This window comes from Amycolatopsis sp. NPDC051903 (assembly GCF_044452505.1).
Lineage (GTDB): Bacteria > Actinomycetota > Actinomycetes > Mycobacteriales > Pseudonocardiaceae > Amycolatopsis.
The window spans coordinates 294,763-316,477 of record NZ_JBITBT010000001.1; the positions used below are offsets into that span (position 1 = coordinate 294,763).

At 69.5% G+C, this 21,715-nt stretch carries 19 protein-coding genes; 18 read left to right on the forward strand and 1 reads right to left on the reverse strand.

Annotation, left to right across the window (positions count from 1 at the left end):
* Positions 1-192 precede the first annotated feature (192 nt).
* The 18 genes from ACIA77_RS01560 to ACIA77_RS01645 all read left to right on the forward strand — a co-directional run bounded on the left by ACIA77_RS01560 (position 193) and on the right by ACIA77_RS01645 (position 20,545).
* Positions 193-906, forward strand: coding sequence for a demethylmenaquinone methyltransferase (locus ACIA77_RS01560; RefSeq protein WP_395883808.1), 714 nt, complete (start codon positions 193-195; stop codon positions 904-906).
* 26 nt (positions 907-932) lie between these two features.
* Positions 933-2,225, forward strand: a complete 1,293-nt coding sequence (locus ACIA77_RS01565) for a geranylgeranyl reductase family protein (protein WP_395883809.1) — start codon at positions 933-935, stop codon at positions 2,223-2,225.
* Between the two features lie 472 nt (positions 2,226-2,697).
* Positions 2,698-3,114: an NADH-quinone oxidoreductase subunit A gene (locus ACIA77_RS01570; protein ID WP_395884308.1), complete on the forward strand. Its 417-nt coding sequence runs from the start codon at positions 2,698-2,700 to the stop codon at positions 3,112-3,114.
* Between the two features lie 4 nt (positions 3,115-3,118).
* A complete protein-coding gene (locus ACIA77_RS01575) occupies positions 3,119-3,667 on the forward strand; it encodes an NADH-quinone oxidoreductase subunit B family protein (RefSeq protein ID WP_204091789.1) in 549 nt (182 codons plus the stop codon).
* Positions 3,664-4,458, forward strand: a complete 795-nt coding sequence (locus tag ACIA77_RS01580; protein WP_395883810.1) for an NADH-quinone oxidoreductase subunit C — start codon at positions 3,664-3,666, stop codon at positions 4,456-4,458. Before ACIA77_RS01575 ends, ACIA77_RS01580 begins: the two co-directional genes overlap by 4 nt.
* A gap of 11 nt (positions 4,459-4,469) precedes the next feature.
* Positions 4,470-5,825 carry an NADH-quinone oxidoreductase subunit D gene (locus ACIA77_RS01585; RefSeq protein ID WP_395884309.1) on the forward strand — a complete coding sequence of 452 codons (1,356 nt, stop codon included), beginning with the start codon at positions 4,470-4,472 and terminating at the stop codon, positions 5,823-5,825.
* A complete protein-coding gene (nuoE, locus tag ACIA77_RS01590) occupies positions 5,822-6,685 on the forward strand; it encodes an NADH-quinone oxidoreductase subunit NuoE (RefSeq protein WP_395883811.1) in 864 nt (287 codons plus the stop codon). Before ACIA77_RS01585 ends, nuoE begins: the two co-directional genes overlap by 4 nt.
* Positions 6,686-7,975 (forward strand): NADH-quinone oxidoreductase subunit NuoF, encoded by a 1,290-nt coding sequence (gene nuoF, locus ACIA77_RS01595; RefSeq protein WP_395883812.1) that lies wholly within the window; start codon positions 6,686-6,688, stop codon positions 7,973-7,975.
* Positions 7,972-10,437, forward strand: a complete 2,466-nt coding sequence (locus ACIA77_RS01600) for an NADH-quinone oxidoreductase subunit G (protein ID WP_395883813.1) — start codon at positions 7,972-7,974, stop codon at positions 10,435-10,437. Before nuoF ends, ACIA77_RS01600 begins: the two co-directional genes overlap by 4 nt.
* Before the next feature lie 29 nt (positions 10,438-10,466).
* Positions 10,467-11,780 carry an NADH-quinone oxidoreductase subunit NuoH gene (gene nuoH, locus ACIA77_RS01605; protein ID WP_395884310.1) on the forward strand — a complete coding sequence of 438 codons (1,314 nt, stop codon included), beginning with the start codon at positions 10,467-10,469 and terminating at the stop codon, positions 11,778-11,780.
* Positions 11,767-12,306: an NADH-quinone oxidoreductase subunit NuoI gene (gene nuoI / locus ACIA77_RS01610; RefSeq protein ID WP_395883814.1), complete on the forward strand. Its 540-nt coding sequence runs from the start codon at positions 11,767-11,769 to the stop codon at positions 12,304-12,306. The genes nuoH and nuoI overlap by 14 nt, the downstream gene beginning before the upstream one ends.
* Entirely contained in the window at positions 12,306-13,196 is an 891-nt protein-coding gene (locus ACIA77_RS01615; protein WP_395883815.1) for an NADH-quinone oxidoreductase subunit J, read from the forward strand. Before nuoI ends, ACIA77_RS01615 begins: the two co-directional genes overlap by 1 nt.
* Positions 13,193-13,492 (forward strand): NADH-quinone oxidoreductase subunit NuoK, encoded by a 300-nt coding sequence (gene nuoK, locus ACIA77_RS01620; RefSeq protein ID WP_204091781.1) that lies wholly within the window; start codon positions 13,193-13,195, stop codon positions 13,490-13,492. The genes ACIA77_RS01615 and nuoK overlap by 4 nt, the downstream gene beginning before the upstream one ends.
* Positions 13,493-13,505: 13 nt before the next feature.
* A complete protein-coding gene (gene nuoL / locus ACIA77_RS01625; protein WP_395883816.1) occupies positions 13,506-15,413 on the forward strand; it encodes an NADH-quinone oxidoreductase subunit L in 1,908 nt (635 codons plus the stop codon).
* Position 15,414: 1 nt separating this feature from the next.
* Positions 15,415-16,965: an NADH-quinone oxidoreductase subunit M gene (locus ACIA77_RS01630; protein WP_395883817.1), complete on the forward strand. Its 1,551-nt coding sequence runs from the start codon at positions 15,415-15,417 to the stop codon at positions 16,963-16,965.
* A 12-nt stretch (positions 16,966-16,977) separates the two neighbouring features.
* Complete coding sequence (nuoN, locus tag ACIA77_RS01635) at positions 16,978-18,543, forward strand: NADH-quinone oxidoreductase subunit NuoN (RefSeq protein WP_395884311.1); 1,566 nt, start codon at positions 16,978-16,980, stop codon at positions 18,541-18,543.
* Between the two features lie 218 nt (positions 18,544-18,761).
* Positions 18,762-19,841, forward strand: a complete 1,080-nt coding sequence (locus ACIA77_RS01640; protein WP_395883818.1) for an AAA family ATPase — start codon at positions 18,762-18,764, stop codon at positions 19,839-19,841.
* The gene (locus ACIA77_RS01645; protein ID WP_395883819.1) at positions 19,838-20,545 is read left to right on the forward strand and encodes an HNH endonuclease; all 708 of its coding nucleotides are present in this window, start codon (positions 19,838-19,840) and stop codon (positions 20,543-20,545) included. The genes ACIA77_RS01640 and ACIA77_RS01645 overlap by 4 nt, the downstream gene beginning before the upstream one ends.
* Before the next feature lie 237 nt (positions 20,546-20,782).
* Here ACIA77_RS01645 and ACIA77_RS01650 read toward each other — a convergent pair whose 3' ends face one another.
* On the reverse strand, positions 20,783-21,436 hold the full coding sequence (locus ACIA77_RS01650; protein WP_395883820.1) for a hypothetical protein: 654 nt from the start codon (positions 21,434-21,436) through the stop codon (positions 20,783-20,785).
* Between the last annotated feature and the right edge of the window lie 279 nt (positions 21,437-21,715).

Here is a 21,715-nt window from a genome sequence, read left to right on the forward strand (position 1 = left end):
ACCCAATGCGCGACTGGACCGGTCGCGCCACCCGTGCGCCAAGGGACCGATCACACCGATGAAGCCACCGAGGGACCACTCCCGCACACCCACGCACAGAACACCCCAGCCAGGCACCCGCAACACCCCACCTGACCTGCACCCCGGCGACCCTCGAACGCAACCCCCGCCCGAGGTGTCTAGATTCGACGCATGCCCCGCGCCAGCCTGGACAAGGATCCGCACGAAGTCGCCGCCATGTTCGATGGTGTGGCGTCCGGGTACGACCGGGCGAATTCGTTCATGACGTTCGGGTTCGACCGGCGGTGGAGGACCACCACGGCGCGCGTGCTGGACGCCAAGCCGGGCGAAACGGTGCTCGACCTGGCGGCCGGGACGGGGGTGTCGACGGTCGAGTACGCCCGCAACGGCGCGTACTGCGTCGCGGCCGACTTTTCGCTCGGGATGCTCAGGGCGGGCCTGCGGCGGAAGCTGCCGATGGTGGCCGCCGACGCGCTGCGCCTGCCGTTCAAGGACGACTCGTTCGATGCGGTCACGATTTCGCTCGCGTTGCGCAACTTCGTCGACACCAAAGCGGCCCTCGCCGAAATACTGCGGGTGGTCAAGCCGGGTGGCCGGCTGGTCATCTGCGAGGTGTCGACGCCCACGTTCGCGCCCATCCGGTTCGTCTACCGGCGCTTCATCCTCAAGCTGCTCACGTGGGTGGGCAGCCGGTCCTCGACCAACCCCGAGGCGTACTCCTACCTGGCCGAATCGATGCTCGCGTGGCCCGACCAGCGGGCGCTGGGCGAGATCATCGCGAGCGCCGGCTGGACGGAGGTGGAATGGCTGAACCTCACCTTCGGGGTCGTCGCCATCCACCGGGCGAAGAAGCCGGCCTCCCCGCCGCCGCCCTCAACGGAGTAGCTCAGCCACGCTGTATTTTTGAAAGCATGACGATCACCCGCCGCAACCCCGACCACGACGCCGACGTCATCGTGGTCGGCGCCGGACCGGCCGGCTCCACCGCGGCCACCTACCTCGCGCGCGCGGGTGTCGACGTGCTGCTGCTGGAGAAGACCGAGTTCCCCCGCGAGAAGGTCTGCGGCGACGGCCTCACGCCCCGCGGCGTCAAGCAGCTCATCGACCTCGGTCTCGACACGAGCGAGGACGCGGGCTGGGTCCACAACCGCGGCCTGCGCATCATCACGGGCGACCTCACGCTCGAACTCGACTGGCCCGACCTCACCAGCTACCCGCCCTACGGCGTCGCCCGCACGCGCCAGGACTTCGACGACCTGCTCGCCAAAACCGCGGTCAAGGCGGGGGCGCGCCTGTACGAGCGCACCACCGTCACCGGTGCCGTCACCAACTCCGCCGGTCGCGTCATCGGCGTGGAAGCCAAGGTCGGCCCCGACAAGACGCCCGTCAGCTACCGCGCACCGCTCGTGCTGGCGTGCGACGGGGTGTCCGCGCGGCTCGCGCTGAGCGTCGGGATCGAGAAGAACGAGAAGCGCCCGATGGGCGTCGCCGTGCGGCGGTACTACAAGAGCCCGCGTCACGACGAGCCGTTCATCGAGGGCCACCTCGAGCTGTGGGACCGCTCGGACCCGCGCGACCCCAAGCTACTGCCCGGTTACGGCTGGGCGTTCCCGCTCGGCGACGGCACCGTCAACGTCGGGCTCGGCATGCTGTCCACCTCCGCCTCGTTCCGCAACACCGACTACCGCGCGCTGCTGCGCCAGTGGCTCGACGGCACGCCCGAGGAATGGGGCTACCGCGAGGAGAACGCCATCGGCAAGGTCGGCGGCGCCGGCCTGCCCATGGGCTTCAACCGCACCCCGCACTACCGCGACGGCCTGCTGCTGCTCGGCGACGCGGGCGGCATGGTCAGCCCGTTCAACGGCGAAGGCATCTCCGCGGCCATGGAGTCCGCGCAGCTCGCGGCGGAGGTCGTGGTGCAGGCGCTGGCCCGCCGTGAAGGCCCGTCGCGCGAGCGCGCGCTCGAGGGCTACCCGCGCGCCGTCGGCGAGCTGATGGGCGGCTACTACCGCCTCGGCAACGTCTTCGCGAAGCTCATCGGCATGCCGAAAGTCATGCACGCCTGCACCAAGTACGGGTTGCGGATCAACAAGATCCTTCCGTTGGTGTACAAGGGTCTTTCCGGCTGCTACGACGCCAAGGGCGGCGACGGCGTCGACCGCCTCATCGCGGCTCTTTCGCGCGCCACGCCCAGCCCCCGCTGAGGCCGCGCCGCACCCGAGGAGCACTGCCGAACCGCCCCGCGAGGCGGTGCCGGATTACCCGGCTGGAGCAATGGTTGCCCGGCCGGTCAGGTGGGATACGTCACAAGATCACGTCCGGATTGTCCGCCACCGGCCCACCTGACGAACCCTTTACCGCTGGTCCCGCGACTGCGGCCGGCATTGCTCCGTCCTGACCGGTCGGTCAAGTTAGGTAAGCCTTATACCACGGCCCCTAGAGACGGCCGTGTGAGTCGCGTCCTACACTCCCCCCATGCTTGTGAATCGCTTCACATCCACGACGAGTGGCTTGTGAACTATTTCACAAGCTACCCGCGGCCCGGCCACGGGCCGTAAGGGTGCCCTGACCCTCGGCGGTGTGACCCAGCTCCCTTAGGGTGCCGACGAGGAAGCGGACCACCACCCGAGAAGCAACCCGCAGCGGCGCGGAAAGGATGGCGAAGACCCCGTGCTGATGTTGCCCGTGCTGGCGCAGGCCGACCCCAGTGGAGCTGCGGCCGCGCCCGGCCTGAAGGTGTACCTGCCGCTCGTCCTGTTGTTCGTGCTGGCGGCCGGCTTCGCCACGTTGTCCGTGCTGCTGGGGCCGCTCGTCGGCCCGAGCCGGTACAACAAGGCCAAGCTCTCGGCCTACGAATGCGGGATCGAGCCTTCGCCGCAGCCGCTCGTCGGTGGCGGTCGCATGCCGGTGGCGTACTACATCACGGCCATGCTCTTCATCCTGTTCGACATCGAGATGGTGTTCCTCTACCCGTTCGCCGTGAACGCGAACGCGCTCGGTGTGTTCGGCCTGGTGGAGATCGTGCTGTTCATCGTTACGGTCGGGTTCGCGTACGCCTACGTGTGGCGGCGCGGCGGCCTGGATTGGAACTGAAGCCATGGGCCTCGAAGAGAAACTCCCCAACGGCATCCTGCTGGCCAGCCTCGAGGGCCTGGTCAACTGGGCGCGCAAGAACTCGCTGTGGCCCGCCACGTTCGGCCTCGCGTGCTGCGCGATCGAGATGATGACGGTCGGCGGTTCCCGCTACGACATCGCCCGCTTCGGCATGGAGCGCTTCAGCGCGACCCCGAGGCAGGCCGACCTGATGATCGTGGCCGGCCGCGTGACGCAGAAGATGGCTCCCGTCCTGCGCCAGATCTACGACCAGATGGCCGAGCCGCGCTGGGTGCTCGCGATGGGCGTGTGCGCCTCCTCAGGCGGCATGTTCAACAACTACGCCGTGGTGCAGGGTGTCGACCACGTGGTGCCGGTCGACATGTACCTCCCCGGCTGCCCGCCGCGCCCGGAGATGCTGCTCGACGCGATCCTCAAGCTGCACGCGAAGATCCAGGACGAGCCGATCAACGCCCGCCGCGCCGCCATCCGCGCGGCCAGCGGCGCGCGCACCGAGCTGATCCCGTCGTCGATCAAGTACGCGAAGAAGTGAGCCCGGTGGCCGAGAACCCCGAGAACCCCGAAACCAACGGCAAGCCCCAGACCGGCGGCGAGCAGTCCAGCGCCGAACGGCCCGAGGGCGGCCTCGAACCGCGCGGCACCGATCCCGCCGCGCCGGTGGAACCCGTTGTCGCGGGCCGCGCCCGCAAGGGCATGTTCGGCGTCACCGGCAGCGGTGACACCTCCGGCTACGGCGGCGTGCGGCTGCCGGCCTACAGCCCCGCGCCGGCGGAGCGCCCGTACGGCGGCTGGTTCGACGAGTTCGCCGACGAGTTCTTCGCGGCGCTCGCGGACAACAAGATCCCGGCGTCGGCGATCCTGCAGACCACGGTCCACCACGGCGAGATCACGTTCTACGTCGACCGCGACCACCTCGTCGACGTCGCCCGCGTGCTGCGCGACGACGCCGGCCTGAGGTTCGAGCTGCTGTCGTCGGTGTCCGGAGTGGACTACGGCGTGGACGTGCCGCAGCGGCTGCACTCCGTCTACCACTTCACGTCGATGACGTACCGGCGCCGCATCCGGCTGGAAGTCAACCTCGACGTCGAGGACCCGCACCTGCCCTCGCTCGTCGGGCTCTACCCGACGGCCGACTGGCAGGAGCGCGAGACCTACGACATGTTCGGCATCGTCTACGACGGCCACCCGGCGCTGACGCGGATCCTCATGCCGGACGACTGGGACGGCTTCCCCCAGCGCAAGGACTACCCGCTCGGCGGGATCCCGGTCGAATACAAGGGCGCGGAGATCCCCCCGCCCGACCAGCGGAGGTCTTACTCGTGAGCACCGAGAACATGTCCGAGATCAACACCGCTCCCGAGACCATCGACGGCGAAGAAGCAGCCTTCGGGTACGCCGATTCGCGCGACACCACCGAGGGCCGCGTCTACACCGTGTCCGGCGGCGACTGGGACGACGTCGTCTCCGACGCCCAGCACGACGAGCGCATGGTCATCAACATGGGCCCGCAGCACCCGTCGACGCACGGCGTGCTCCGGCTCGTGCTGGAGATGGAGGGCGAGACCGTCACGCAGCTGCGGTCGGTCATCGGCTACCTGCACACCGGCATCGAGAAGAACTGCGAGTTCCGCACCTGGACCCAGGGCGTCACGTTCGTGACGCGCATGGACTACCTCGCGCCGCTGTCCACGGAGATGGCCTACTGCCTCGGTGTGGAGAAGCTGCTGGGCGTGCAGGCCCCGCCGCGCGCGGAGCTGCTGCGCGTGCTGCTGCTGGAGATCAACCGCATCGGCTCGCACCTCGTCTACATCGCCACCGGCGGCATGGAGCTCGGCGCCACCACGGCGATGACGCTCGGCTTCCGCGAGCGCGAAGAGGTGCTGCACCTGCTCGAGTTCCTCACCGGCCTGCGCATGAACCACGCGTTCATCCGCCCCGGCGGCCTCGCGCAGGACATGCCGGAGGGCTTCGAGGAGAAGGTCACCGAGTTCGTCAAGGTGATGGACAAGCGCCTTCCCTTGTACGACAAGCTGTTCACCGGCCAGCCGATCTGGCGCAACCGCCTCAAGGGCGTGGGCGTGCTGCCGGTGGACGCGTGCCTCGCGCTCGGCGTCACCGGCCCGATCCTGCGCTCCGCGGGCCTGCCGTGGGACCTGCGCAAGACGGAGCCCTACTCGCGCTACGACGAGTTCGAGTTCGACATCCCGACCTCGACCGACGCCGACTGCTGGGCGCGCTACCTCATCCGCGTCGAGGAGATGCACCAGAGCCTGCGGATCATCAAGCAGGTCCTGAAGAAGCTCGAACCGGGCCCGGTCATGGTCGAGGACAAGAAGATCGCGTGGCCCGCGCAGCTGTCCATCGGCAGCGACGGCATGGGCAACTCGCTCGAGCACGTGAAGAAGATCATGGGCCAGTCGATGGAATCGCTGATCCACCACTTCAAGCTCGTCACCGAGGGCTTCCGCGTGCCGGCGGGCCAGGTCTACTCGCCGGTCGAGTCGCCGCGCGGCGAGATCGGCGCGCACCTGGTGTCCGACGGCGGCACGCGGCCGCTGCGGGTGCACATGCGCGAGCCCAGTTTCGTGAACCTGCAGTCGATGCCCGCGATGGCCGAAGGCGGGCTGGTGGCCGACGTGATCGCCGCGGTCGCCTCGATCGACCCGGTGATGGGGGGAGTGGACCGATGACGTACTCGACTGCGACACCCGAGCCCGGGCCGCGGCACGCCAAGGAGACGCACGCCGCCGCGGGTGGCGACACGGACGTCGTCGCCATCGCGCCGGACCCGGCAGCGGCGGCGGGCATCCTCGCCGACAACCCGCCGGTGGACATCTTCGACGAGGACATCCACACGAAGGCCGACGAGATCATCGCGCGCTACCCCGTGGCGCGCTCGGCGCTGCTGCCGATGCTGCACCTCGTGCAGTCGGTGCAGGGGTTCGTGAGCCAGGAGGGCATCGCCTTCTGCGCCCAGCACCTCGACCTCACCGATGCCGAGGTCAGTGCGGTCGTAACGTTCTACACCATGTACAAGCGCCGTCCGTGCGGCGAGCACCTGGTGAGCGTCTGCACCAACACGCTGTGCGCGGCGATGGGCGGCGAGGCGATCTACCAGAAGCTGCAGACGCACCTCGGCTCCGAGGACGCGCCGCTGGGCCACGAGGAGACGGCGGGCACGCCGAACGAGCCGGGCTCGATCACCCTCGAGCACGCCGAGTGCCTCGCGGCCTGCGACCTCGCGCCGGTCATCCAGGTCAACTACGAGTACTTCGACAACCAGACGCCGGAGATGGCCGTCGCGCTGGTCGACGCGCTGCAGGCGGGCAAGAAGCCGGCCCCGACGCGCGGCGCGCCGCTGACGGACTTCAAGGGCGCGGAGCTGCAGCTGGCCGGGTTCTTCCCGGAGGACGAGCAGATCTACCGCGGCGACGTCGACGGGCCGTCGCAGGCCGTCGAAACCCTGCGGGGCGCGCAGCTCGCGGCCGACCGCGGGTGGACCGCCCCGGCGACGCAGGACGTTCCGCTGCCAGAACTGGAGAAGAAGTAGATGCCTGATCCCATCACTCCGGTCCTCACGAAGCGCTGGCTGTCGCCGAACTCCTGGCGCATCGAGACCTACGAGCAGCTCGAGGGCTACACCGCCGCGCGCAAGGCGCTCGCCGGCACCCCCGAGCAGCTGGTGCAGCTGGTGAAGGCCTCCGGCCTGCGCGGCCGCGGCGGCGCGGGCTTCCCGGCCGGCGTGAAGTGGTCGTTCATGCCGCCGAACTTCGACAAGCCGCACTACCTGGTGATCAACGCCGACGAGGGCGAACCGGGGACCTGCAAGGACATCCCGCTGATGATGGCCGACCCGCACTCGCTCATCGAGGGCTGCATCATCGCCTCGTACGCGATGCGGTCGAACCACTGCTTCATCTACGTGCGCGGTGAGGCCCTGCACTGCATCCGCCGGCTCAACGCGGCCACGCGCGAGGCGTACGCGAAGGGCTACCTCGGCAAGAACATCTTCGGCAGCGGCTTCGACCTCGAGCTGACCGTGCACGCCGGCGCCGGCGCGTACATCTGCGGCGAGGAGACGGCGCTGCTCGACTCGCTCGAGGGCCGCCGCGGCCAGCCGCGCCTCAAGCCGCCGTTCCCCGCGGCCGCCGGCCTCTACGCCGCGCCGACCACGGTGAACAACGTCGAGACCATCGCGAGCGCGCCGTTCATCGTCAACGCCGGTTCGGACTGGTTCCGCGAGATGGGCCGCGAGAAGTCGCCCGGCCCGAAGATCTACTCGATCTCCGGCCACGTCGAGAAGCCCGGCCAGTACGAGTGCCCGCTCGGCACCACGCTGCGCGAGCTGCTCGAGCTCGCCGGCGGCATGAAGGACGGGATCCCGCTCAAGTTCTGGACGCCGGGTGGCTCGTCCACGCCGATGTTCACCGCCGAGCACCTCGACGTCCCGCTCGACTTCGAGGGCGCGGCCGAGGCCGGCTCGATGCTCGGCACCACCGCGGTGCAGGTCTTCAACGAGACCGTGTCCGTGCCGTGGGCCGTGATGAAGTGGACGGAGTTCTACGAGCACGAGTCCTGCGGCAAGTGCACGCCGTGCCGCGAGGGCACGTACTGGCTCGCGCAGATCCTGGAGCGCATGGTCGAGGGCCACGGCACCGCCGAGGACATCGACACGCTGCTGGACGTCTGCGACAACATCCTCGGCCGCTCGTTCTGCGCGCTGGGTGACGGCGCCGTGTCGCCGATCCAGAGCGGGATCAAGTACTTCCGCCAGGAGTTCCTCGACCTGTGCGAGAAGAACAAGGCCGCCCAGCCCGAACTGGTGGGAGCCCAGGCATGACGATCGCGCCCGACAAGCCGGCCACCGAGGAGACCCCGGTCCCCGAGGGCCACGTGAAGCTGACCATCGACGGCGAAGAGGTCATCGCGCCCAAGGGCGAGCTGCTGATCCGCACCGCCGAGCGGCTCGGCACGGTCATCCCGCGCTTCTGCGACCACCCGCTGCTCGACCCGGCCGGCGCGTGCCGCCAGTGCCTGGTCGAGGTGGAGATGGGCGGCAGGCCGATGCCGAAGCCGCAGGCGTCGTGCACGATGACGGTCGCCGACGGCATGGTCGTGAAGACGCAGCTCACCTCGCCCGTCGCCGACAAGGCGCAGCAGGGCGTGATGGAGCTGCTGCTCATCAACCACCCGCTCGACTGCCCGATCTGCGACAAGGGCGGCGAGTGCCCGCTGCAGAACCAGGCGCTGGCCCACGGCCGCACCGAATCGCGGTTCGTGGACACCAAGCGCACGTTCCCGAAGCCGCTGCCGATCTCGGCGCAGGTGCTGCTGGACCGCGAGCGCTGCGTGCTCTGCCAGCGCTGCACGCGGTTCTCGGCGCAGGTCGCCGGCGACCCGTTCATCGAGCTGCTCGAGCGCGGCGCGCACCAGCAGATCGGCACCGCCGAGACGGCCGACGTGCTGGACCTGGCTTCGCGCACGACTTCGGGTGAGCCGTTCCAGAGCTACTTCTCCGGCAACGTCATCCAGATCTGCCCGGTGGGCGCGCTCACGAGCGCCGCGTACCGGTTCCGGTCGCGCCCGTTCGACCTGGTGTCGGCGCCGAGCGTGTGCGAGCACTGCTCGTCGGGCTGCGCCGAGCGCACGGACTTCCGCCGCGGCAAGGTGCAGCGCAAGCTCGCGGGCGAGGACCCGGAGGTCAACGAGGAGTGGCTCTGCGACAAGGGCCGGTTCGCCTTCCGCTACGTCCAGGCCGACGACCGCATCCGCCGCCCGCTGGTGCGCAACGAGGACGGCGTGCTGGAGGAGGCCTCCTGGACCGACGCGCTGCGCGCCGCGGCCGCCGGCCTCGAAAAGGCCCGTGACGGCAAGGGCGTCGGCGTGCTCACCGGCGGCCGGCTGACGGTCGAGGATGCGTACGCGTATTCGAAGTTCGCCCGGCTCGCCCTGCGCACCAACGACATCGACTTCCGCGCCCGCGCGCACTCGGCCGAGGAACTCGCGTTCCTCACCTCGTCGGTCGTCGCCACGACGCCGGAGACCGGCGTGACCTTCGGTGAGCTCGAGCAGGCCCGCACGGTCCTGTGCGTCGCCTTCGAACCGGAGGACGAGGCGCCGATCGTGTTCCTGCGGCTGCGCAAGGCGGCCCGCAAGAACCGCACCCGCGTGGTCCACTTGGGACAGTGGACGACCTCGTCGGTGCGCAAGACCTTCGGCGAGCTGCTGGCGTGCGTGCCGGGTGGCGAGGCCGCGGCGGTCGACGGCATCGCGCAGCACGCGGCCGACCTCGACGAGGCGCTGAGCGCCGGCGGCGCGGTGGTCCTCGTCGGCGAACGCGCCGCCGAGATCCCTGGGCTGTTCTCCTCGCTGCGGGCGCTGACCGAGCGCACGGGCGCACGGCTCGCGTGGATCCCGCGGCGGGCGGGCGAACGCGGCGCGCTGGCCACCGGTTGCGCGCCGACGCTCCTGCCGGGCGGCCGGCCGGTCTCCGACGACGCCGCTCGCACCGAGGTCGAAAAGCACTGGGGCGCCGAACTTCCGGCCGCGGAGGGCCGCGACACCACGGGCATCCTGCAGGCCGCCTCCGGCGGTGAGCTCGACGGCCTGGTCGTCGGCGGCATCGACCCGAACGACCTGCCTGACCCGGACTTGGCCCGCCGCGCGCTCGACAACGCCGGCTTCATCGTCAGCCTCGAGCTGCGGGCGAGCGAGGTCACGGAGCGGGCCGACGTGGTCCTGCCGGTCGCACCGTCGGTCGAGAAGGCGGGCAGCTACCTCAACTGGGAGGGCCGCCGCCGCGACTTCGACATCACGCTCGAGGGCACCGGCGCCCTGACCGACGGCCGGGTGCTCGACACCCTCGCCGTCGAGATGGACGTGGACCTGTTCACGCAGACGCCGGCCGCCGCGGCGGGCGACTTCGCGAAGCTCGGCCAGGGCACCACGAGCTGGGGCCACATCGTCACCGGGGCGCAGCCCGCGCCGGTGCCGGGTACCGGCCAGGCCGTGCTCGCCACCTGGCGCCAGCTGATCGACAACGGTTCGCTGCAGGACGGCGAACCGCACCTCAAGGGCACGCAGCGCAAGCCCGTGGCGCGCCTGTCGGCGAAGACCGCCGAAGGCCTCGGCGCCGCGGTCCGCGTCGCCACCGAGCGCGGCTCGATCACGCTGCCCGTCGAGGTCGCCGACCTGCCCGACGGGGTCGTGTGGCTCCCGGGCAACTCCGACGGTTCCGCCGTCCGCGCCGCACTGGCCGCGGGCCACGGCGCGCTGGTGCAGATCTCCGGAGGTGAACAGTGAGCCCGCAGCTCACGCCGTTCCTGGCGCAGATGCCGGACGCCGCCGAGCGTGCGCGTCTGCTCGCGGACGACCCGTGGTGGCTGGTCCTGATCAAGGCGGTCGTCATCCTGCTGATCGGCCCGATCCTCACGATCTTCCTGATCGTGTGGGAGCGCAAGGCGGTCGGCCGGATGCAGAACCGGCCCGGCCCCAACCGCGTGGGCCCGAACGGGTACCTGCAGTCGCTGGCCGACGCGATCAAGCTCCCGTTCAAGGAGCAGGTCATCCCGGACACCGCCGACCGCAAGGTCTACTTCCTCGCCCCGGTGCTCGCCGCGATCCCCGCGCTCATCGCGCTCTCGGCGATCCCGTTCGGCCCGGTCGTGTCGATCTTCGGTGAGACGACCACGCTGCAGCTGGTCGACCTCCCGGTCGGCGTGCTGGTGATCCTGGCCTGCTCGTCGATCGGGGTGTACGGCATCGTGCTCGCCGGCTGGTCGTCGGGCTCGCCGTACCCGCTGCTCGGCGGACTCCGCTCGGCGGCGCAGGTGATCTCCTACGAGATCGCGATGGGCCTCTCGATCGTCGCGGTGATCCTCTACTCGGGTTCCCTGCAGACGTCGGAGATCGTCGAGGCGCAAGCCCACGGCTGGTACTTCTACATGCTGATCCCGAGCTTCGTGATCTACCTGATCTCGATGGTCGGCGAGACGAACCGCGCGCCGTTCGACCTCCCGGAGGCCGAATCGGAGCTGGTCGGCGGGTTCCACACCGAGTACAGCTCGATGAAGTTCGCGATGTTCTTCCTCGCCGAGTACGTGAACATGGTCATCGTCTCGGCGTTCTGCACCACGCTGTTCCTCGGCGGCTGGCGGTTCCCGTTCGTCGGCGACGACTCGCCGCTGAACCAGAACTGGTGGCCGATGCTCTGGTTCTTCGCCAAGACCTTCATCCTGCTGTTCTGCTTCATCTGGCTGCGCGGCACGCTGCCGCGGCTGCGCTACGACCAGTTCATGCGCCTGGGCTGGAAGGTCCTGGTGCCGATCAACCTGGTCTGGATCCTCGTGGTCGTGGCCATCAGGACGATCCAGTGGAGCTGGCCGCAGATCCTCGTCGGCGTCGGTGTCGTCCTGGTGGTGCTGGTGCTGATCAGCCTCGCGGTGCCGAACAAGAAGGTGGAGGAAGGCGACTACGTCGACCTCACGGGCGGCGGCTTCCCGGTGCCCCCGCTGGACCTGCAGGTCCCCGAGAGCACTCCGCGCCAGAAGGCGCTGGCCAAGGCGGAGGCGAGGGCGGCGCGGCGCAAACCCGCGGGCGTCACCGCTTCGCCAGCACAGGAAGGGGCAGACAATGGGGGCAACTGACTTCCTCAACCCCATCAAGGGTTTCGGCGTCACCTTCGGGATGATGTTCAAGAAGGTCGCCACCGAGGAGTACCCGGAGGCCGGCGCCCCGGCCGCGCCGCGGTACCACGGTCGCCACCAGCTCAACCGCCACCCGGACGGGCTCGAGAAGTGCGTCGGGTGCGAGCTGTGCGCCTGGGCCTGCCCGGCCGACGCGATCTTCGTCGAAGGTGGCGACAACACCGAAGAGGCGCGGTACTCGCCGGGTGAGCGCTACGGCAAGGACTACCAGATCAACTACCTGCGCTGCATCGGCTGCGGGTTGTGCATCGAGGCCTGCCCCACGCGGTCCCTGACGATGATCAACTTCTACGAGCTCGCCGACGACGACCGCCAGCGGCTCATCTACACGAAGGAAGACCTGCTCGCCCCGCTGCTGCCCGGCATGGAGCAGCCGCCGCACCCGATGCGCCTGGGCGACAACGAGCAGGACTACTACGTGAACGGTCCTGAACTGGCCAAGGCGCAGCAGCAGGAGGCGCAGTGATGATCGCGCAGCTGCTCGCGCAGGCGCCCGCCGCCGCGTCGTCCTCGGTGTCGGTCGGCGAGGCCATCGCGTTCTGGATCCTCGGCCCGCTCTCCCTGCTGGGCGCGCTGGGGATGATCTTCTCCCGCAACGCCGTGCACTCGGCGCTGTGGCTCGTCCTGACGATGCTGAGCCTGGGCGCGCTGTACATGACGCAGTCGGCGCCGTTCCTCGGGTTCACACAGGTCATCGTCTACACCGGCGCGATCATGATGCTGTTCCTGTTCGTGCTGATGCTGGTCGGCCGCGAGAGCTCCGACTCCGTGGTCGAGGTGCTGCGCGGGCAGCGGCTCGCGGCGACGGTGCTCGGCATCGGGCTCGCCGCCCTGATCGCCGCCGGTGTCTTCCGCTCGCTGGTGAACGTGACACCGGCCCCGGCGCTCGACCCGTACGCCGCCACCGGCGGTGGCGCGGGTGGCCTCGGGCGGATCATCTTCACGCAGTACCTGTTCCCGTTCGAGCTCACGTCGGCGCTGCTCATCACCGCCGCGCTCGGCGCGATGGTGCTGGCGTTCACCGACCGCGGCAAGCGCGGCGGCAAGCTGCCGCAGCGCGAACTGGTCAAGCTGCGCTTCCGCGGCGAGCACGACCGCCCGTCGCCGCTGCCCGGCCCGGGTGTGTTCGCCACGGCCAACTCGGTCGCCGTCCCGGCGCTGCTGCCCGACGGATCCATCGCGCCGGAATCGCTCTCGGCGATCATCGAGTCCACCTCGGCGCTCGAGCTCATGCGCGAGCGCAAGCTCATCGCGGACGAGGGCCCCAAGCCCGACGCGCACGCGCTGGTCGGCGGGAAGCCGTCGGAGAACGGCTCCGCCGCGGCCGGCGCTGACGAAGAAGGGGAAGGAAAGTGACCCCGAGCTACTACCTCCTGTTGTCGGCGTTGCTGTTTTCCATCGGCGCCGTGGGCGTCCTGGTGCGCCGCAACGCGATCGTCGTGTTCATGTGCATCGAGCTGATGCTGAACGCGGTGAACCTCACCCTGGTCACGTTCGCCCGCATCAACGGCGGGCTCGACGGCCAGGTGATGGCGTTCTTCGTGATGGTCGTGGCCGCCGCCGAAGTCGTGGTGGGCCTGGCGATCATCATGTCGATCTTCCGCACCCGGCGCTCGGCCTCGGTCGACGACACGAACCTGCTGAAGTACTGAAGGGGAAGACCGAGTGACCGCATCATCGTGGCTGCTGGTGGCCCTTCCCGCCCTCGGCGCCCTGATCCTGCTTCTTGCCGGGAAACGGGCGAGGGCGTGGGGGCACCTGCTCGGCACCGCCACCGTTCTCCTGGCCTTCGTCTACGGCGTGATCCTGTTCTTCTCGACGGACGGCGCCGCGACCGAGAACGTCAACCTGTACTCGTGGATCCCGGTCGGCCAGCTGCAGGTGGACTTCGGGCTGCGCATCGACGCGCTGTCGCTGACGTTCGTCCTGCTGATCACCGGCGTCGGCATGCTGATCCACTTCTACTCGATCGGCTACATGGCCGAGGACGAGGGCCGGTACCGCTTCTTCGCGTACCTCAACCTCTTCGTCGCCTCGATGCTGATCCTGGTGCTGGGCAACAGCTTCGTGACGCTGTACCTCGGCTGGGAAGGCGTGGGTCTCGCGTCGTACCTGCTCATCGGCTGGTACCAGAACCGCCCGTCCGCGGCGACCGCCGCGAAGAAGGCGTTCCTGATGAACCGCGTCGGTGACGTCGGGCTGGCGCTGGCGATCTTCCTGATGTTCAAGTACACCGGCTCCACCGGGTACACCCAGGTCTTCGCGGGCCTGACCAACGGGCAGATCCCGCCGGCGGCGATCACCGCGATCGGCATCCTGCTGCTGCTCGGCGCGTGCGGCAAGTCCGGCCAGTTCCCGCTGCAGGCGTGGCTGCCGGACGCGATGGAAGGCCCGACCCCCGTGTCGGCCCTGATCCACGCCGCAACAATGGTCACGGCGGGCGTTTACCTGGTCGCCCGCTCCAACGTCATCTACAGCGCCACGCCGGACGGCCGCCTGATCGTGACGCTCGTCGGCGCGGTGACGCTGCTGATCGGGTGCATCGTCGGGTGCGCGTACGACGACATCAAGAAGGTGCTCGCGTACTCCACCGTCAGCCAGATCGGCTACATGATGCTGGCGGTCGGCCTCGGGCCGGGCATCTACGCGCTCGGCATCATGCACCTCGTGGCCCACGGCTTCTTCAAGGCCGGGCTGTTCCTCGGGGCCGGTTCGGTCATGCATGGCATGAACGACGAGGTCGACATGCGCAAGTTCGGCGGCCTGGCCAAGAAGATGCCGATCACGTTCGTCACCTTCGGCCTCGGTTACCTCGCGCTGATCGGTTTCCCGTTCCTCGCGGGCTACTACACGAAGGACGCGATCATCGAGGCCGCGTTCGGCCAGGAGGGCTGGCGTGGCTGGGTGTTCGGCCTCGCGGGCATCATCGGCGCCGGGCTCACCGCGTTCTACATGACGCGCCTGATGATGATGACCTTCTTCGGCAAGTCGCGCTGGAAGGAGATCAAGAGCACCGACGGGCGCGACTTCCACCCGCACGAGTCCAAGCCGATCATGTGGGTTCCCATGGTGATCCTGGCGATCGGCTCGGTCGGCTCCGGCGCGTTCTTCGCGACCCGCGATCGGTTCGAGAACTGGCTCGCCCCGACCGTCGGCGCGTACCACGAGGCCGAGCACACGCCGATCCCGTCGTGGACGGTGCCGGTGCTCACCCTCGTGCTGGCCGCGATCGGTGTTCTGGTGGCAGTGCTGGTCTTCCGCCCCTCGCGCGACATCCCGGTCGAGCGCCCGCAAAACGTCTCCTGGATCGTCCGGGCGGCGCGCAAGGACCTGTACGGCAACGCCCTGAACGAAACGCTCGTCGCCCGCCCGGGCACCTGGCTCGCTCGGGCGCTGGTGTACGTCGACAACCGCGGGGTCGACGGGGCGGTCAACGGCCTCGCTGCGGCCCTCGGCGGCGGGTCCGGCCGGCTCCGGCGCATGCAGACCGGGTTCGTCCGGTCGTACGCGCTGTCCATGCTCGGCGGCACGTTCCTGCTTCTGGCGGCCCTTCTGCTGGTGAGGTTCTCCTGACATGACTTGGCTCCTGGCGCTCATCCTGCTGCCGCTGGTCGGCTCGCTGGTGCTGGCGTTCCTGAAGGGGAACGACCGGGCCGCGATCGCGACCGCGCTGGTCGTGTCCATTGTGGAATTCCTGCTGATCATCCCGTTCTGGGCGAGCTACTCGCCTTCGGGCGCGCGGATCCAGCAGGCCACCTCGATGGACTGGATCCCCACCTTCGGCATCCACATCTCGTTCGGCACCGACGGCATCTCGCTGATCATGATCGCGGTGATCGCCCTGCTCGTGCCGATCGTGGTGGGCGCGCTCGGACTCACCGACAAGCTCCCGGCCGGCCGCAGCGCCGGCGGGTTCCTGTCGCTGATCCTGCTGCAGGAGGCGATCACGATCGGCGTCTTCGCGGCGACCGACGTGTTCCTCTTCTACGTGCTGTTCGAGATCATGCTGATCCCGATGTACTTCCTGATCGGCGGCTACGGCGGCGCGAACCGGCAGTACGCGGCGGTGAAGTTCTTCCTGTACTCGTTCCTCGGCGGCCTGATCATGCTGGCCTCGGCGATCGGCGCGTACTCGCTGTCGGCGGACAAGCTGGGCCACGGCACGTTCGACTGGGCCACCCTGGTCACCGTGGTGCGGGACGCGCCGACGAGCACGCAGATCTGGCTGTTCCTCGGCTTCTTCCTCGCGTTCGCGATCAAGGCGCCGCTGGTGCCGTTCCACACCTGGCTCCCGGACGCCGCGGGCCAGGCCCCGATCGGCGTCGCGGTGCTGCTGGTCGGTGTGCTCGACAAGGTCGGCACGTTCGGCTTCCTGCGCTACTGCCTGCCGATGTTCCCCGAGGCGAGCAAGGCGCTGGCGCCGCTGGTGCTGGTCCTGTCGGTGATCGGCGTCATCTACGGCTCGATCCTCGCCGCGGGGCAGTCGGACATGAAGCGGTTCATCGCCTACGTCTCGATCGCCCACTTCGGGTTCATCGCGCTCGGCATCTTCACCTTCAACGAGCAGGCCATGGTCGGTTCGGTGTCGTACATGCTGAACCACAGCCTCTCGACCGGGATGCTGATCGTGGTGATCGGCCTGATCGTGATGCGCGGCGGGTCCACGCGGATCTCCGACTACGGCGGCATGGCGAAGGTGACCCCGCTGCTCGGCGGGATGTTGCTGATCGCCGGCCTCTCGGCGCTGTCGCTGCCGGGCACCAACTCGTTCATCAGCGAGTTCCTGGTGCTGCTGGGTTCCTTCGTGACGCAGCCGGTGTACACGATCATCGCGACGGTCGGCATGGTGCTCGCCGCGGCCTACGTGCTGTGGCTCTACCAGCGGATCATGCAGGGGCCGGTGCGCGGTGACGCGCTCGTCGGCGTCGGCGGCGGCCCGGGCACCGCGATGGCGCCGGAACTCGGCGCCAAGAAGGCCATCAAGGACCTCGGCGTCAAGGAGATCGCGATCCTCGCGCCGCTGGTTTTCCTCATCATCGGCCTGGGCTTCTACCCCAAGCCGCTGCTCGACACGATCACCCCGTCGGTGCAGGCGACGCTGTCTGCCGTGCAGGGAGGCAAGTAACCCGTGCTCGACATGTTCCTGACCCAAGCGCCGGCGCAGCTGCCGACGCCGTCGGTCGACTACGCCGCAGTCCTGCCGCTGCTGATCATCTTCGGCGTGGCGTGCGTCAGCGTGCTGGTGGAGGCGTTCGCGCCGAAGTCCACGCGCTACGGCATCCAGGTCTTCGTGAGCCTGCTCGCGATCGTCGCGGCTGGCGTCTCGCTGGTGCTCTACGCGACGCGCACCTCGCCGAAGGGGGGCGTGACCACCTTCTCGGGTGCCATCTCGGTGGACCGGCCGTCGCTGTTCCTCTGGGGCACGCTGCTCCTGCTGGCGCTCGGCGCGGTGTTCCTCATCGCCGACCGCAAGGTCGAGCCGGGCGGCGCGTTCGTGGCGCAGGCCGCGATCAGCCCCGGCACGGTGCAGGACCGCGCGCAGGTCGCGCAGGCGACGAGGTCGCAGACCGAAGTGTTCCCGCTGACGCTGTTCGCGCTCGGCGGCATGATGGCCTTCACCGCGGCCAACGACCTGCTGACGATGTTCATCGCCCTCGAGGTGCTGAGCCTGCCGCTGTACCTGATGTGCGGCCTGGCCCGGCGGCGCAGGCTCATCTCGCAGGAGTCGGCGGTGAAGTACTTCCTGCTGGGTGCGTTCTCCTCGGCGTTCTTCCTCTACGGCCTCGCGCTGCTCTACGGCTACGCGAACTCCGTGAAGCTCGCCGACATCGCCAACGCCGCCGCCGGCTCGGACCGCTCGGACACGCTGCTGTTCGCCGGCCTCGGCCTGCTCGTGGTGGGCCTGCTGTTCAAGGGTTCGGTCGGCCCGTTCCACACCTGGACGCCGGACGTCTACCAGGGCGCCCCGACGCCGGTCACGGGCTTCATGGCCGCGTGCACGAAGGTCGCCGCGTTCGGCGCGATCCTGCGCGTGCTGTCGGTCGCGTTCTCCTCGACCAGCTGGGAGTGGCGCGGCGTGCTGTGGGCCGTCGCGATCATCTCGATGGCGATCGGCGCGATCCTCGGCCTCACGCAGACCGATGTGAAGCGCATGATCGCGTACTCCTCGATCGCCCACGCGGGCTTCCTGCTCGTCGGCGCCATCGCGATGACCGAGGACGGCCTGTCGAGCACGCTGTTCTACCTGCTCGCCTACGGCTTCACCACGCTGGCGGCGTTCGGCGTGATCAGCCTGGTGCGCGACGGCAGCGGGGAGGCCACGCACCTGTCGGCCTGGGCGGGGCTCGCGAAGCGCTCGCCGGTGCTGGCGGGCGTGTTCACGTTCCTGCTGCTGGCCCTCGCCGGCATTCCGCTGACGAGCGGCTTCGTGGGCAAGTTCGTGGTGTTCTCCGCGGCGCTGTCCGACGGCATGGCCCCGCTGGTGGTCGTCGCACTGGTCTTCAGCGCGGTGGCGGCGTTCTTCTACCTGCGCGTGATCGTGCTGATGTACTTCTCCGAACCCGCCGCCGACGGCCCGACGGTCGCCATCCCGGGCGGCTTCACCACGGCGGCCATCACGCTCGGTGTGGTGGTCACGCTGGTGCTCGGCCTGGTGCCGACCTTCGCCTTGAACTGGGCGGCTTCAGGCGGCTTCGCTGGGTAATTGGCCTCGGCTTCTGTGTTTTTGGCCTCGGCTTCGCCGAGGCGGCGAGATCGCCGTTGAGCCGGCTTCTTCCTCACGATGTGCTCGGCCCCGGGGGGCCGAACACATCGTGAGGAAAAAACCGGCGCGATCTCGCGGTGTGGTTCAGTAGGTGGGGGAGGCCGTCGCGGAGCTTTCCGTGGCGGCCTTTGTCATGTCCGGCCGATAAGCTTCCTCACATGGTGATCGATCGGGTGCGGATCACGGATGTGCTGGGGTTCCGCGGTGCCCGCACGGTGGACCTGCGGCTGCCCGGACCGGGCTGGATCGTGCTCGCCGGGCGCAACGGGTCGGGCAAGACGACGTTCCTGCGCGCGCTGGCGCAGGCGATCGTGCAGCCGCCGTTCGCCGAAGGGCTGGTCGGTGAGGGCAGCTCGATCGACGTCGAGGTGGTGGGCGAGGGGCCCGCGTTCTGCGCCGGCTACGGGCCGTTCCGGCGGCTGGCCGGGGGCGCGCCGGAGGCGCAGTCGCTGATGCGGGGCGAGTTCGCGCGCGTGGCGAGCCTGTTCAGCGAGGACGCGTCGCTGGCCGAGGGTGTCGCGTGGCTGATCAACCAGCACCTGCGCGCGCTGGAGGGCAAGGCGGGCGCGCGGGAGCTGAAGGACGCCGTGCTGGGGCTGCTGGGCGACGGCCTGCTGCCCGACGGCTACCGCGTGCACGACGTCGATTCCGACGGCCTGTGGGTGTCCTACCGCGGCGACCGCTTCCCGCTGCGCGAGATGAGCGACGGGTACCGCACGGTCACGGCGCTGGTCGTCGACCTGGTGCGCCAGCTCGCGGAGGCCGGACTCGGGGTGGACGCGCCGGGTGTGGTGCTGATCGACGAGGTCGACGCGCACCTGCACGTGTCGTGGCAGAAGCGGATCGGGCCGTGGCTCAAGGCGCACTTCCCGCGGATCCAGTTCGTGGTGAGCACGCACAGCCCGTACGTGTGCCAGGCGGCCGATCCGGGCGGGCTGATCCGGCTGCCGGGGCCGGACGAGCAGGAGCCGCCGCGCGTGGTGTCCGACGAGCTGTACCAGCGCGTGGTCTACGGCAGCGGCGACGACGCCGTGCTGTCGGACCTGTTCGGGCTCGACACCCCGTACTCGCCGCGGGCCGTCGAGCTGCGCGAGCACCTGGCGGAGCTGGAGCTGCTCGTGGCGACGGGCCAGGCGGACGCCGCCGGCGTGCGGGAGTGGGAGCAGCTGCGCCGGCGGCTGAGCAGTTCGCCACCCAGCCGGGTCGAGGACGTGACGCGGAACTTCGACGAACGGTGATCGCGCTGCGCCGGGTGGCGCTGCCGGCCGCGGTGTCTTCGGAGCTCTTGCGGTTGACGGCGCGGATTCCGCACGGGGACACGAAAACCGCGCGTCGCTTGTGGACTTCCGCCCGCGGGGCCCGGCGGGCGATCCGCGCCCAGCTCGCCGCGATGGCCTCGGGCCGCGGCTACTGCATGTACTGCGGCGACGGCCTCGGGTCCACTGTGGACCACTTCGAACCGGTCGCCCGCGCTCCGCGTCGCGCGTTCGACTGGCTGAACCACCTGCTGGCGTGCGAATTCTGCAACAGCCACCACAAACGCGACCGGTTTCCCGTCGACCCGGCGGGGGAGCCGCTGCTGATCGACCCCACCGTCGACGACCCGCTGGACCACCTCTTCCTGGTGCTGTCCATCGGGACCTACCGCGCCCTCACCGACAAGGGCCGCGCGACGATCGACGTGTGCGGCCTGAACCGCCCCCTGCTGGAACGCGGCCGCGCCGCCGCCGTGGAGCAGGTGGCCGCCCTCGTGACGCACTGGTGGGTCGGCTCGGAGGACGTCCGCCGCCGCGCCGTCTGGACCCTGCAGGACCAACCGCACGCCGACGTCCTGCACGCCATGCTGCGCCAGGCCTCCCTGCCGGGCGCCGCCCGCGTCCTGAGCCCAGACCTCGTCCCCCTGCTCCAAGACCCGGCCCTGCGCACCGCCCTGCTGACGTGAAACCTCCCCGCGGTGCTCGCGGGGAGGCCCGGCCGCGCGACCCCTCGGGCGGCACTGGCGGCGGTGCTTCACGATCAGCTACTGCGCATCGCCCTGGTGAGGGAAAGGAACTCAACCACACCGCGAGATCGCGCCGGTTTTTTCCTCATGATGTGTTCGGCCCCCCAGGGCCGAGCACATCATGAGGAAGAAGCCGGCTCAAAGGCGATCTCGCCGCCTCGGCGAAGCCGAGGCAATTTACACAGTCGGTGAGCACGAAGTGCGACCGACGCTAAGAGAGCCAGTGATGCCCGAGGCGGGCGCGAAGTCGATGCGCAGCATGGTGAGGCTGATGCTGCCGTCGCCGGGGAGGGTCTGGGTGTTGAAGACCGCGTTGGCCAGCACGGTGCCGTTCGACTTGGTGATGGGCTTGGTGTAGCCCGCCGGGATCGGCGACGGGAGGCCGGTGATGCCCGCGAGACCGCTGAACGTCCAGTTCGCGTTCGTCTGCCGCTGCACCGCGTCGCACGTGACGGTGTAGCTCGCGAGCCGGATGCGCGGCCCGCCGGCGCTCACGAGTGCGGAGAGCTCGAAGTTCTTCCCCGTGGCCGTCGATTTGGTGCTGGTCGTGTCGTTGTCCGGGTCCACGACGGTGGTCGTGCACGAGGACGTCCCGCCCCCGAACGTGATCCCCGGCTTGCTCACGGCGCCCGCCGACGCGCTCGTCGGCCCCTCCACCGCGCACGGCGCCAGCGCCGGCACCGTCACCGTGGTCGCGCCCTTGGTGAAGCTCGCTTCACCGAGGTCCGCCACCCCGGCGGGCGTGTCCGCGTGCGCCATCCCGCCCGTGACCACGCCCCCGGCCACCACAACCGCCGCGACGAGCCCCGCTCGCCTGCTGTTCCCGCGCATGCTTGTCCTCCGCTGTGCCGTTCTGTCGACCGGGCCGCTCTCCCCGCTGTCCGGAGCGCGCCGGTGATCTCCCACTGAGTGAATATCCGCGCGCCCGTTTCGCCCGTTGCGCTGCAGAGCGTTGATCACCCGTCCGTGCGGGTGGTTCAACCCGTTCGTGGTTCACGAGGTGTCCGGCTCGGTGGGAGAACGGCCATCGGCCCCCGATGTCATGTTCGTCACCGTTTCCCCTGGACAGCGGGTAAACGGCGGGCCTGGGGTAGCCACTACTCTGAAGGC